The sequence below is a fragment of the Achromobacter sp. SX5 genome (genome assembly GCF_056711425.1).
In genome coordinates, this window is record NZ_CM160041.1 from 5,258,882 (window position 1) to 5,271,316 (window position 12,435).

Sequence of the window (12,435 nt, forward strand, 5' to 3'; positions counted from 1 at the left end):
CAAGGCGCTAACTGCCGTCGGGCAGCAGCATATAGCCCCAGCCGCGCACCGCGAGCACCGGAAATTCCACATTGAGGCGGCGCGCCTTGGCGCGCAGCCGCGACACCAGCACGTCCACCCGCCGCATCCCGACCTGCGAGCCGCGCACTTCCTCGGGCAGCAGCGCTTCGCGCGGCAGCCTGTGGCCGGGCGCGTTCAGCAGGCGGACGAGAAACGCACATTCAGCCGCAGTCAGGGGCACGCGCTGGCCGGCAGGCCCGGCCAGCGCGCCGGCCTGCAGGTCGACGCGCCACGGCGAGCCGCCCCGGCGCCCGCGCCGGCACAGGCTGCGCAGCAAGGCATCCCATTCCGGCCCGGGCATGCCGGCTTCGACGCAGACGTCCACGCCGGCATCCAGCGCCGCGATGCGCCGCTCGACCGTGACGCCGCCGCGCACCCGCCAGACCAGCGCCGCCGCCGGCACCGCTCGGCCCAGCGAAACCACGCGCTCGGCCACGTCCGGCCAACTGCCCTGCAACACCAGCACATCGACCATCTGGGCCTGCAGGCCGTCCAGTAGCGCCGCCAGGGAATCAAACGCGCAAACCGTCCAATGGAACGTGCGCAACATTGCGACCAGATCGCGAGCCGCACCATCGCTTGCGAGTACGAAAACGCTGCCTCGTTGCTGCATGCCGTCCTCCTGCCCATCAATACGTTTATCACTTAGGTAATATTTATAACTACCAACGTAAACTGACGCCACGCTTCAATCGCCTTGTGAAGACATTCTCGGACCGGCTGAAGCATGCGCGTCTTTTGCGTGGCCACACGCAGAAAACGCTCGCCCGTATGGCGCGCCTTTCGCAAAGCGCCATCGGCAGCTATGAGAGCGGACTGCGGCATTCCAGCCGTTCTTCGCGCAAGCTGGCGCAGGTGCTGAAGGTCGAAGCCGAATGGCTGGAGACCGGCAAGGGCCCGATGGAACTGCCCATGGACGGATACGACCTGAGCGACACACTACCGGTCACCGGCGTGGCGGAAGGTCCGCCGCGCGCCAGCGGCCGGCATCGTCCGCATGCGCCCTGGCCGTTCTTCAATATATCGCCAGCCCAGGTGGAATCGCTCACATCCGACGAACGCATCGGACTGGAAGCCATTGCGCAGACCTATATCGAACAGGTCCTGCGCATCCGCCGCAACGCCAAGCCGCGCGGCCGCAAGAGCGGCTGACGATCGGGGCCGTATCGTGGTCCTATTTCAAACGAAAAAAAGCCCGCCGTAGCGGGCTTTCGTGCGCGAGCCGATCAGGGCTTGGCGGCCGGCGTCGTGCTGGTGGCGGGCACCGCGGCGTCGCCGCGGATCTTGGCGGCGATTTCCGAAGCGGCCTTGGCCGAGGGCACGCCGAAGGCCAGCACGCCGCGGTTCAGCGGTTCGCCGATCAGCGGAGCGGCGACCAGTTCGCGGTCGATCACCAGCGCCAGCATGTTGCCGACGTTCTTGGAGCTGACGTCGTTGAGCTTGCGCGCGCCGGCTTCGGAGAAGCGCAGGCCCACGAAGTTCTGGCCCTGGCGGTCGACCAGCGCGGCGGCGTCGGTCAGGTCGGCGCGCGTGAGCACGGGCACTTCCTGCATGTAGAGCTTGCCGTCGGGCAGGCTGATTTCACGCAGGCCCGCGCCGGGCTGCTTGTGGGCCAGGTAGAAGTCCACGCTGGCGGCGGTGGCCGGCGTGGTCGATTGCTGGCCGGCCGCGGGCGCGGTGGCGCCGGTGTCGGAGGTCTTGGTCGGGGCGGTCTTGCAACCCGCTAGCGCCAACGTCACGACAACCAGGGCGGGCGCCAATTTGCGTAAGGTAAGTTGCATGCTCGATTCCTTCTCAAGTGGACTAAGACCAGGTCGCGGCGCGCGCCCGGCACGTCTGAAAAGTGTACCGAACCTGAATCGGCGTGTCGCCGCAGTCTGATTCCAATTGTAAAGCGGTAATACCAGCCTGCTCGCCGGCCGCGCACGCCGCGATTCGTCGGAATCGCCCGCCAGCATCTATACTCCGCTTTCGTGCAGGGGTACTCGCCGCGGCTTAAACGCCGCGACGTGTTGAGAGAGTCCCTTCGTACCAGTACGGATAATGCCGATGCTGGGAGCCGTATTTCCGTCCGCCCGCGCGCGGCGGAAATTCCTTCCCGATCGGCTCCAACCACTCGCTTGGAGCTTTCCATGAACGCAAATCCCAAATTCCTGGCCGCCACCGCAGAAGTGGACGCGGCCGCCGTCGCGCCGCTGCCCAAATCGCGCAAGGTGTACGAAACCGGTTCGCGGCCCGACATCCGCGTGCCGTTTCGCGAGATCGAACAGGCCGACACGCCGACCATGTTCGGCGGCGAGAAGAACCCGCCGCTCACGGTCTATGACTGCAGCGGCCCCTATACCGACCCGAACGTGCGCATCGACATCCGCCGCGGCCTGCCCGAAGTGCGCCGCGCCTGGATCGAGGAACGCGGCGACACCGAGGTGCTGGCCGGCCCCACCAGCGACTACGGCAAGGCGCGCCTGGCCGATCCCAAGCTGACGGCCATGCGCTTCGACCTGCAGCGTCCGCCGCGCCGCGCCAAGGCCGGCGCCAACGTGACCCAGATGCACTATGCGCGCCGCGGCATCGTCACGCCGGAAATGGAATACGTGGCGATCCGCGAAAGCCTGCGCCGCGAGCAATACCTGCAGTCGCTGCGCGACAGCGGTCCCGACGGCGAGAAGATGGTCAAGCGCCTGCTGCGCCAGCATCCCGGCCAATCGTTCGGCGCCTCGATTCCCGCGGCCATCACGCCCGAGTTCGTGCGCGACGAGATCGCGCGCGGCCGCGCCATCATCCCGGCCAACATCAACCACCCCGAAATCGAGCCGATGGCCATCGGCCGCAATTTCCTGGTGAAGATCAACGCCAACATCGGCAACTCCGCGGTCAGCTCCGGCATCGGCGAGGAAGTCGAGAAAATGACCTGGGCGATCCGCTGGGGCGGCGACACGGTCATGGACCTGTCCACCGGCAAGCACATCCACGAAACGCGCGAATGGATCATCCGCAACTCGCCCGTGCCCATCGGCACCGTGCCGATCTACCAGGCGCTGGAGAAGGTCGACGGCAAGGCGGAGGAACTGACCTGGGAGATCTTCCGCGACACCCTGATCGAACAGGCCGAGCAAGGCGTGGACTACTTCACCATTCACGCCGGCGTGCGCCTGCCGTTCATCCCCATGACCGCCGACCGCATGACCGGCATCGTCTCGCGCGGCGGCTCCATCATGGCGAAGTGGTGCCTGGCCCATCACAAGGAGAGCTTCCTCTACGAGCGCTTCGAGGAAATCTGCGAAATCATGAAGGCCTACGACGTCAGCTTCTCGCTGGGCGACGGCCTGCGTCCCGGCTCGGGCTACGACGCCAACGACGAAGCGCAATTCGCCGAACTCAAGACCCTGGGCGAGCTGACCCAGGTGGCCTGGAAGCACGATGTGCAGGTCATGATCGAAGGCCCCGGCCACGTGCCGATGCAGATGATCAAGGAAAACATGGAGTTGCAGCTGGAGCACTGCCACGAGGCGCCGTTCTACACGCTGGGCCCCCTGACCACCGACATCGCCCCCGGCTACGACCACATCACCTCCGGCATCGGCGCGGCGCTGATCGGCTGGTACGGCACCGCGATGCTCTGTTACGTCACGCCGAAGGAGCACCTGGGCCTGCCGAACAAGAAGGACGTGAAGGACGGCATCATCACCTACAAAATCGCCGCCCATGCCGCCGACCTGGCCAAGGGCCACCCCGGCGCCGCGATCCGCGACAACGCCCTGTCCAAGGCGCGCTTCGAGTTCCGCTGGGACGACCAGTTCAACCTGGGCCTGGACCCCGACACCGCCAAGGAGTTCCACGACGAGACCCTGCCCAAGGACTCGATGAAAGTCGCGCACTTCTGCTCCATGTGCGGCCCGCACTTCTGCAGCATGAAGATCACGCAGGACGTGCGCGATTACGCCGCGGCGCAGGGCGTGAGCGAGAAGGACGCGCTGCAGAAGGGGATGCAGGAGAAGTCGGTGGAGTTCGTGAAGAAGGGAGCCGAGGTTTATCACCGGCAGTGACAGGCGGCGCGTAACCCATCGGCCGGCGAGAGCCGGCCGTTTGTCTCTTGCTACGAAAAACGGCGGCTGGCGCCGCCTGATGGGTTACGCGCGTTTGAGATATGAGTTCTTGCTCAAGGACTCTCGCGCTGCACCCCTCCTACAGCAACTTCCCGGGATTCATGATCCCGGCCGGATCCAGCACCGCCTTGATCTGGCGCATCAAGCGCAGCTCCAGCGGGTCCTTGCTATGCAGGAAATGCGCTCGCTTGAGCTGCCCGATTCCGTGCTCGGCCGAAATACTTCCGCCGTAGCGATTCACCTCGTCCAGCACGGCGTCCGTGATCGCCTCTCCATGCACCGCCACCCAGTCGCGGTCGGCGCCGGCCGGCCGCGACAGGTTGTAGTGCAGGTTGCCGTCGCCGAAATGGCCGAAGATGAACGGACGGATGTCCGGGAACAGCGCCCGCACCCGCGCCTCGGCCGACTCCATGAATTCCGGGATGCGTTCGATGGGCAGCGACACATCGTGCTTGAGGTGCGGACCGTCGGCGCGCTGCGCTTCTGATATCTCTTCGCGCAGCTTCCACAGCGCCTGCAGTTGCGCCAGCGACGCCGACACCGCCGCGTCCAGGCACAGCCCGCGCTCCAGCGCGGCGCCGATCACGTGCTCCAGCAGATTCGTCAGGGCCGTCTCGTCGGCGGTATCGGCCAGTTCCACCAGCACATAGCCCGGGTAGCGCTGCGCGAAAGGCTCCTGCACGCCTTCGGCGTGCGCCAGCACCAGGTCCAGGCAATCGCCCGAAAAGTACTCGAAGGCCTGCAGGCGCGCGCCGCACTGCTCGAACAGGATCTCGAACAGCTGCAGGGCCTGCGCCGGCGACTCCACCGCGGCCAGCACCACCGAGCGCACGTCGGTGCGCGGGAACAGGCGCAGCGCCACCGCCGTGATCACGCCCAGCGTGCCTTCCGAGCCGATCAGCAGCTGCTTGAGGTCGTAGCCGGTATTGTCCTTGCGCAGCGTGCGCAGGCCGTGGAAGATTTCGCCGGTGGGCAGCACCGCTTCCAGGCCCAGCACCAGTTCGCGCGCCATGCCGTAGCGCACCACGTTCACGCCGCCGGCGTTGGTGGCCACGTTGCCGCCGATCTGGCTGGAATCCTCCGCCGCCAGGCTGAGCGGCAGCAGGCGGCCGGCTTCCTGGGCCGCGCGGCGCAGGTTGCCGAGGATGGCGCCGGCTTCCGCCACCATCGTGTTGGCCACGGTGTCGATGGCGCGCACGGCGTTCATGCGGTCCAGGCTGAGCACTACGTTGGCCGCGCCCGCGTCCGGCGTGGCGCCGCCGCACAGCCCGGTGTTGCCGCCGCGCGGCACCACCGGCACGCCGGCCTGCTGGCACAGCGCCAGGCAGGTCGCGACTTCTTCGGTGCTGCGCGGGCGCACCACGGCCTGGGCCTGGCCCTTGTAGAGGCCGCGCCAGTCGGAAAGCCAGGGCGCGATATCGGCCTCGGCGGTGAGAACGGTGTCGGGGCCCAGGGCCTGGACCAGGCGTTGCGTGAAGTCGGTTGCGCTCATGATGTCTGCCTTGCGGCCGGAAAGAAGAGTTCGAGGTTCAGGCGGCTGGCCGCCTGCTGCAAATGCCGGGTGGCCGCCAGCCGGGCGCGCTCGGCGTCGCCGGCGCTGATGGCCTCGAACACGGCCACGTGCTCCTGGTGCACGGCCGCGGTCAGGCCGGCCTGGCGGCGGCTGTTGCTGCGCGCGGTGCTGACGGCAAGGCGCAGCTGCAGGTTGAGGTACTGCAGCAGGTCCTGGTAGTAGCGGTTGTGGGTGGCCGCGGCGATCGCGACGTGGAACGCGATGTCGTGCTCCACGCCCTGCTCCGGATCGTCCAGATGCTGCTGCAGCGCGGCCAGGGCCTGCCCCATGGCCGCCAGGTCCGCGGCGTTGCGGCGCAGCGCCGCCAGCGCGGCCGCGCCGCCTTCCAGTTCCATGCGCAGTTCGTACACGCTGGCCAATTGTTCGCGGTCGGCGATGCCAGCCGACACCTGAAAGCCCTGCGCGCCGGTGCGCGACACCACCACGCTGCCCGAGCCCTGGCGGCTCTGGATCAGGCCCTGGGCGCGCAGGCGCTCGGTGGCCTCGCGGATGACGGCGGCGCTGACGCCGTACTGCTGCGCCAGGACGCGCCCGGGCGGCAGCTTGGCGCCCACGGGATGGGCGCCCTCGGCGATGTCGCCCGCGATTCGGCGGGCGACCTGTTCGGTCAGGGTCAGGCTCTTGCTCAGCATGGGGCGATTATAGACAGACTTTTCAGGTTATCTGATAACTTTATTGAAAACGATGCCCGCATACCGGTGCGGCGTTTCAGGCCACCGCGCGCGCGCCGTCCGGCAGCACGCCGCCATCGGCCGCGCCCGGCTCGCCGCCGCCGGCCACCGCGCAGCAGCGTCCACCGCGCGCCTTGGCGCGATACAGCGCGGCATCGGCGGAATCCAGCGCCGCCTGCGGGCTGCGGTTGGCCCCCGACACGATGGAGATGCCGATGGACAGGCCCACGCTGACGCGGGTGCCGTCGGCCAGCGTGATCGGCTGCGAGACGTCGTGCAGCAGGTGCTCGCCCAGGCGCAGCGCGGAGGTGGCGTCGATGCCGGTCACCAGCACGATGAATTCGTCGCCGCCGATGCGCGCGGCCATGTCGTCGACCCGCAGCATGGCGCGCATGCGCTGGCCGATGGTCATGAGCACCTGGTCGCCCGCGGCATGGCCGTAGGTGTCGTTGATGAGCTTGAAGTCGTCCATGTCCATGTACAGCAGCGCCGCCGAGCTGTCCTGGCTGCGCGCGCTGGCGCAGACGCGTTCGAGCGCGGCCTGCAGGCCGGCGCGGTTGGCCAGGCCGGTCAGCGCGTCCTGGCTGGCGCGGCGTTCGCTGTCGCGCTCGGCCAGCATGGTCGACACCAGGATGCGGTTGAGCCGGTGCGACGCGATGCTCATGCTGACCAGGTAGAACGGGATCTGGATGAACACGATGGCGGTGACGTATTCGCCCGTGAACAGCGCGCCCAGGCACATCGGCCCCAGGCTGAGGAAGATCATGGCGCCGACCAGCCGCGGCGCGCCGTAGTTGCGAAAGCAGATGCCGCCGGCCATGGCGCCGCAGGACACCCCGGCCAGCGTGGCGGCCAGCCAGTCGCCGTTGAGGAAGGTGACGAAGACGCCGTAGCCGACGCTGAAGGCCCACAGCAGGGCCAGCAGGATGTAGATGTCGGTATGGGTGTTGCCGCCGCGGGGCGCGGCCTTCAGCGCGGAGCGCAGCACGGTCACGCGGACCACGGCCAGCAGGACTTCCATCGCCAGCCAGGACAGGTACAGCGGCTCGGGACGCCGCCAGGCGACCACGCCCGAGATCATCAGGGTGTTGATGACGCCGCCGGCGAAGATCGGCAGCGTGCCGAACAGGCTGGCGATCAGCGCCGCGCGGATGTCCGCCGGCGTATCGTGCCCGGAATGCGTGAGCCAGCGCGTCAGGCGCCATCTGGGCAAGCTGAACTTCAGTGCAGTATCCACGCTGTCACGTCCCTGGCCACGTCCATCCGGGTTCAGATGGGCAGGCTGGCGTTATAGCAGGTCTGTGACGCCTTTAATATTGTCCGCGGGTTCAATACCCGGGCCGGTTCAGCGCCCGCGATGGCCGCAGACGGCGCACTCCGGATCGCGCTGCACGTTGACGCTGCGCCATTGCATGGTGCGCACGTCCAGCCACAGCAGCCGCCCCGACAGGCTCTCGCCCACGCCGGACAGCAGCTTGAGGGCCTCCGCGGCCTGCATGCTGCCGATGATGCCCACCACCGGCGCGAACACGCCCATGGTGGCGCAATTGGCCTCTTCGACGTCGTCGGCTTCGGGAAACAGGCAGTGGTAGCAGGGCGCGTCGTCGTCGCGCAGGTCGTAGACGCTGACCTGGCCGTCGAAGCGGATCGCGGCCCCGGACACCAGCGGCTTGCGGTGCTGGACGCAGGCGCGGTTGATGGCGTGGCGGGTGGTGAAGTTGTCGGTGCAGTCCAGCACCAGGTCGGCCTGCGCGACCGCGTCCGACAGGGCCTGGCCCGCGAGCCGCTCGACGCGGGCGTGGACCCGCGTCTGCGGATTGAAGGCCGCCAGCATGTCGCGCCCGGACTCGGCCTTGCGGCGGCCGACGCTGGCGTTGGTGTGCAGGATCTGGCGCTGCAGGTTGCTGAGCTCGACGACGTCGTCGTCGGCCAGGGTGATGTCGCCCACGCCGGCGGTGGCCAGGTAGAGCGCGGCAGGCGAACCCAGTCCGCCCGCCCCCACGATGAGCACACGCGCCGCCAGCAGTTTTTCCTGCCCTTCTATGCCCAGCTCGTCGAGCAGGATGTGGCGGGCGTAGCGCAGCAGTTGCTCGTCGTTCATTTGGTCTTGACGGGCTCGACTCCGGTCGGCGTGATCGTCATGCGCTGGGCGGCGCCCACGCCGGGCTTGGAATCGGCCTTGGCCTGGGCGCGGGCCGAACCCTTCTGCACCGGCTTGCCGGCCAGCAGGTTCAGCGCCTGCTGCAGCTGGAAGTCGTCCTTGCCGCCGAATTCGAACACCTTGGCCGGCACGTCGACGTTGTCCTGGTCGGCGTTGGATTTCACTTCGTTGGCCGTCTGCTGGTTCGACAGGTGGCGCTGCAGGTCGGCTTCGCGCGGCAGGCGGAACAGGTCGCCGTCGGCGGTGTCGGCCACGACGTAGTCGGGCTCGATGCCGGTGGCCTGAATCGAGCGGCCGCTGGGCGTGAAGTAGCGCGAGGTGGTGAGCTTGACCGCGGTGGTTTCCGACAGCGGCAGGATCACCTGCACCGAGCCCTTGCCGAAGCTGCGGTTGCCCAGGACCTTGGCGCGCTTGTGGTCCTGCAGCGCGCCGGCCACGATCTCGGAAGCCGAGGCCGAACCGACGTTGACCAGCACCACCATCGGCACCTTCTTGGTCCAGGCCGGCAGGCCGGCCAGGTAGTTGCTTTCGCCGCGGGCGTACTCGGACGGGGTAGCCAGGTACTTGTGGCGCGCGTCGGGCGTGCGGCCGTCGGTGGACACCACCAGCGCATCGGGCGGCAGGAAGGCGCCGGCCACGCCGATGGCGCTGGTCAGCAGGCCGCCCGGGTCGTTGCGCAGGTCCAGCACCAGGCCCTTGGGAGCTTCCTTGGCGCCCAGGTCCTTGAGCTGCTTGGCCAGGTCCGCGCCGGTCTTTTCCTGGAACTGGGCGATGCGCACGTAACCCACGCCGTTGTCCAGCATCTTGCTGCGCACGCTGCGCACCTTGATGATGTCGCGCACGATCTTCAGCACGATGGGCTGCGGACGGTCGGCGCGCATGATGGTCAGCGTGATCGGCGACTTGGGCGCGCCGCGCATCAGCTTGACCGCGTCGTTGAGCGTCATGCCCTTGGTGGGCGTGTCGTCGATCTTGATGATGAGGTCGCCGGCCATCACGCCGGCGCGCGCGGCGGGCGTGTCCTCGATGGGCGAGATCACCTTGACGAAACCGTCCTCGGCGCCGACCTCGATGCCCAGCCCGCCGAACTCGCCCTGCGTGGCCGTCTGCATTTCGCGGAACGCGTCGGCATCCAGGTAGGCGGAGTGGGGGTCCAGGTTCGACACCATGCCGGAGATGGCATTGTCGATCAGGGTCTTGTCGTCGACAGCCTCGACGTAGTTGTTCTTGATGGCGGCAAATACGTTGCTCAGTTGCCTGAGCTCGTCCAGAGGCAGGGGACTGCCGCGCTGCGCGACTGCCGTCACGCCCACGCTGAGCAACACACCAGCCACCGCACCGATGGCAATCAGACCGAAACCGCGAAACTTACGAGTGCCCATGCACACTTCCCGAATTGTGTTTTCGCCGATGGGTTGGGGTTTGGTAGGGTTTGAAATTTACCAACGGTTTTCTACCAACGACACATAATTGCCAACGACACGCATTTGCCGACGGCGCTTACTGCGCCAGCCACTGGGCTGGATCGACAGGCGCGCCGCGATGGCGAATTTCAAAGTATAGGCCGGATTCCACTTGGCCGCCGGTTGCGCCGACCGTGGCGATCGTGTCGCCACCCGTCACCGAATCTCCCACCCGCTTGAGCAGGCTTTGGTTGTAAGCATAGACGGTCAGGTACTGCTGCCCATGATCCACAATGATGAGGTTGCCGAAACCGCGCAGCCAATCGGCGTAGACCACGGTGCCGGGCGCCACCACCTTGACCGGCGTGCCCTCGGGCGCGCGCAGCACCACGCCGCGCCAGACGCCGCCGTCGGGGCGGTCGACCCCGAAGCGGCCCTGCACCTGCCCGCGCACCGGCATGGCCAGGCCGCGGCGCAGGCCGTTGCCGCCGCCCAGCGGCGCGGCGCGCGTCGTCTGCTGCGCGGACTCGCTGCGGGTTGGAGCGGGTTTCTCGGGCGCGGGTTCCGCTTTCTGCGGCGCCGGCTCGGGTTTTTCCACGGGCGGCGCCGGCGGCACGATCACGCGGGATTCGCGCTGTTCGGCCGGACGCAGGCCGGCGGCGTCCGGATCGGCCAGGGCCACCGGGCCGCGGTTCTGGCGCGAGGCCGCCTCGACCTGCTCGCGGGCCTGGGCCGCTTCACGGGCGTCGCGTTCGCGCCGCGCCTTGTCGGCGGCGGCCAGGCGGTCCGCCTCGGCTTTCTTGCGGGCCTGTTCGGCCTCGGCCTGCTTGCGGGCGGCTTCGGCGGCCGCGCGGCGCGCTTCCTCGGCCCGGCGGGCCTCTTCGGCCTTTCTGCGGGCTTCTTCGGCCTTGCGCGCCTCTTCGATCTGGCGGGCGATGGCCGCGTCCAGGTCGGTGATCAGGCGCGACAGGCGCTGGTCGTCGCGGCCCAGTTTGTTGGCCTCGGCGCGCTGGGCGGCGATCTGGCCTTCAAGCTGCGCCAGCAGCGTGGCGCGCTCTTTCTGCTGCGCGACCAGCGCGGTTTTCTGTTCGGAGGTCTCGGCCACGACCTTTTCGATCTCGGCGCGCCGGGCGTCGGCGCGCCCCTGCAGCGCGGCCAGGCGGTCGATGTCGGCCCTCAGGGCCTGCACCGCGGCGGCGCGGGCGCGCGAGACGTAATCCAGGTAGCCCAGGTTGCGTCCCAGCACCTGGGGATCGTCGCCGGACAGCAGCGCGGTCCAGGGCGACAGGCCGCTGGTGTACTGCGTGCGCAGCTGCTCGGCCAGTTCGGTGCGGCGCTTGGCCAGCACGGCCTGCTGGGCGTCGATCTGCTGTTCCAGGCCGGCCAGGTCGGACTGGGCCTGGCGGTTGGCCTCGGCCAGTTCGCGCAGGCGCAGGTTGATCCGGGAAATGGCCGACTCGGACTGCTTGAGCGCGTCGGCCGCTTCCTTGCGGGCGGCCTCGCGGTCGTCGATTTCCTTCTGCAGGTTTTCGATGCGGTCGCGCAGGGCGGCCTGCTGCCTTTCGGCATCGGACTGACGGCCGGCAAGGTCGTCGGTTGCGGCGCCGGCCGGCAACGCCCCTCCGGCCAGCATGACCGCCAACAACAACCCCGCCGCGCGACACATGGAAATATCAGTCCTTCTGTGGATATCAGCCCTTCTTGGCCTTGCCCTGGGCGGCCACGGCCGCCATGGCAGCCTCGATCTCGGCCGCATCGCCCAGATAATAGTGGCGGATGGGCTTCAGGTCATCATCCAATTCATACACCAGCGGCTGCCCGGTGGGGATGTTGAGGTTGACGATGTCGTCGTCCGACACATTGTCCAGATGCTTGATCAGGGCGCGCAGGCTGTTGCCGTGGGCGGCGATGAGCACCTTGCGGCCGGCGCGGATGGCCGGGGCGATGGATTCGTTCCAGAACGGCAGCACACGGGCCACGGTGTCTTTCAGGCACTCGGTGGCCGGCAGCTGGTCGGCCGGGATGCGCGCGTAGCGGCTGTCGAAGCGCGGGTGGCGTTCGTCGTCCAGCGACAGCGGTTCCGGGGCGATGGCGTAGGCGCGGCGCCAGATCAGCACTTGCTCGTCGCCGTACTTGGCCGCGGTTTCGGACTTGTTCAGGCCCTGCAGCGCGCCGTAGTGGCGTTCGTTCAGGCGCCAGTTCACGCCCACGGGAGTGTACATGGCGTCCATGGCGTCCAGGGCGATCCACAGGGTGCGGATGGCGCGCTTGAGCACCGAGGTGTAGGCCAGGTCGAAGGTGTAGCCCTCTTTCTTGAGGAGCTCGCCGGCTTTGCGGGCCTGCTCGCGGCCGGTATCGGTCAGGTCCACGTCGGTCCAGCCGGTGAAGCGGTTTTCCAGGTTCCACTGGCTTTCGCCGTGGCGCATCAGGACAAGTTTATGCATGGTTAGGCGCGCGTTTA

At 68.0% G+C, this 12,435-nt stretch carries 11 protein-coding genes; 2 read left to right on the forward strand and 9 right to left on the reverse strand.

All coding sequences use genetic code 11. The features are described from left to right. Positions 1–7 precede the first annotated feature (7 nt). On the reverse strand, positions 8–610 hold the full coding sequence (locus tag AC1M14_RS24620) for a winged helix-turn-helix domain-containing protein (RefSeq protein WP_246842536.1): 603 nt from the start codon (positions 608–610) through the stop codon (positions 8–10). Between the two features lie 149 nt (positions 611–759). On the opposite strand from AC1M14_RS24620, the gene AC1M14_RS24625 reads away from it, so the two are divergent. After that, positions 760–1,212, forward strand: coding sequence for a helix-turn-helix domain-containing protein (locus tag AC1M14_RS24625; protein ID WP_102775312.1), 453 nt, complete (start codon positions 760–762; stop codon positions 1,210–1,212). A gap of 74 nt (positions 1,213–1,286) precedes the next feature. Here AC1M14_RS24625 and AC1M14_RS24630 read toward each other — a convergent pair whose 3' ends face one another. Next, positions 1,287–1,841 carry a SecDF P1 head subdomain-containing protein gene (locus AC1M14_RS24630; protein WP_102775311.1) on the reverse strand — a complete coding sequence of 185 codons (555 nt, stop codon included), beginning with the start codon at positions 1,839–1,841 and terminating at the stop codon, positions 1,287–1,289. Between the two features lie 351 nt (positions 1,842–2,192). Between AC1M14_RS24630 and thiC the strand changes: the two genes are divergently transcribed. After that, positions 2,193–4,106, forward strand: coding sequence for a phosphomethylpyrimidine synthase ThiC (gene thiC / locus AC1M14_RS24635; RefSeq protein WP_102775310.1), 1,914 nt, complete (start codon positions 2,193–2,195; stop codon positions 4,104–4,106). A 139-nt stretch (positions 4,107–4,245) separates the two neighbouring features. On the opposite strand, the gene AC1M14_RS24640 is transcribed toward thiC, so the two are convergent. The 7 genes from AC1M14_RS24640 to gpmA form a co-directional block, all read right to left on the reverse strand. Next, positions 4,246–5,658, reverse strand: a complete 1,413-nt coding sequence (locus AC1M14_RS24640; RefSeq protein ID WP_479730605.1) for an FAD-binding oxidoreductase — start codon at positions 5,656–5,658, stop codon at positions 4,246–4,248. Further along, the gene (locus AC1M14_RS24645) at positions 5,655–6,371 is read right to left on the reverse strand and encodes a FadR/GntR family transcriptional regulator (protein WP_102775308.1); all 717 of its coding nucleotides are present in this window, start codon (positions 6,369–6,371) and stop codon (positions 5,655–5,657) included. Before AC1M14_RS24645 ends, AC1M14_RS24640 begins: the two co-directional genes overlap by 4 nt. 76 nt (positions 6,372–6,447) lie before the next feature. Beyond that, a complete protein-coding gene (locus AC1M14_RS24650; protein WP_102775307.1) occupies positions 6,448–7,647 on the reverse strand; it encodes a GGDEF domain-containing protein in 1,200 nt (399 codons plus the stop codon). A gap of 108 nt (positions 7,648–7,755) precedes the next feature. After that, a complete protein-coding gene (locus AC1M14_RS24655; protein ID WP_102775306.1) occupies positions 7,756–8,511 on the reverse strand; it encodes a HesA/MoeB/ThiF family protein in 756 nt (251 codons plus the stop codon). Next, positions 8,508–9,953 carry a S41 family peptidase gene (locus tag AC1M14_RS24660; protein ID WP_102775305.1) on the reverse strand — a complete coding sequence of 482 codons (1,446 nt, stop codon included), beginning with the start codon at positions 9,951–9,953 and terminating at the stop codon, positions 8,508–8,510. The genes AC1M14_RS24655 and AC1M14_RS24660 overlap by 4 nt, the downstream gene beginning before the upstream one ends. Before the next feature lie 118 nt (positions 9,954–10,071). Further along, positions 10,072–11,640, reverse strand: coding sequence for a murein hydrolase activator EnvC family protein (locus tag AC1M14_RS24665; protein WP_479730606.1), 1,569 nt, complete (start codon positions 11,638–11,640; stop codon positions 10,072–10,074). Between the two features lie 25 nt (positions 11,641–11,665). Next, the gene (gene gpmA / locus AC1M14_RS24670; RefSeq protein ID WP_102775303.1) at positions 11,666–12,418 is read right to left on the reverse strand and encodes a 2,3-diphosphoglycerate-dependent phosphoglycerate mutase; all 753 of its coding nucleotides are present in this window, start codon (positions 12,416–12,418) and stop codon (positions 11,666–11,668) included. Positions 12,419–12,435: the final 17 nt, after the last annotated feature.